Origin of the sequence: Psychrobacter proteolyticus (genome assembly GCF_038155145.1) — a bacterium.
In the GTDB taxonomy this organism is placed as follows: Bacteria; Pseudomonadota; Gammaproteobacteria; order Pseudomonadales; family Moraxellaceae; genus Psychrobacter; species Psychrobacter proteolyticus_B.
On record NZ_JBAKAY010000027.1, the window covers coordinates 1 to 285 of the forward strand.

The following is a 285-nucleotide window of genomic DNA, read 5'->3' on the forward strand; positions in this document are numbered from 1 at the left end:
TAAATCGTTTGGCCTTTATCGTACATGCTGGCGTTGCCGACTATACCAGTCAGCCTTCAGGAAATGCAGGCGATCGGATTGGTTGCGGTATCATCGTAAAAAGCTAATACTGTCCAAACCTATGGACTAAGGCTAAGTCTGCAAACGTAGAAATGGCTTAAAATAAATATTATAGTTCCAATAAAAACCCCTCTTTTAATTTAAGAGGGTTTTTTATTGGAACTATCTATTAGGTGCGTTGAAGCCATTATAAAGCTAATACAAGAAAGACCAATGCAAATTGTA

At 37.5% G+C, this 285-nt stretch carries 1 protein-coding gene; it reads left to right on the forward strand.

Annotated features, from left to right (window positions below):
• The first annotated feature begins 8 nt into the window (after nucleotides 1–8).
• Nucleotides 9–107, forward strand: a complete 99-nt coding sequence (locus tag V6252_RS12870) for a superoxide dismutase family protein (RefSeq protein WP_341610715.1) — start codon at nucleotides 9–11, stop codon at nucleotides 105–107.
• The last annotated feature ends 178 nt before the right edge of the window (nucleotides 108–285 follow it).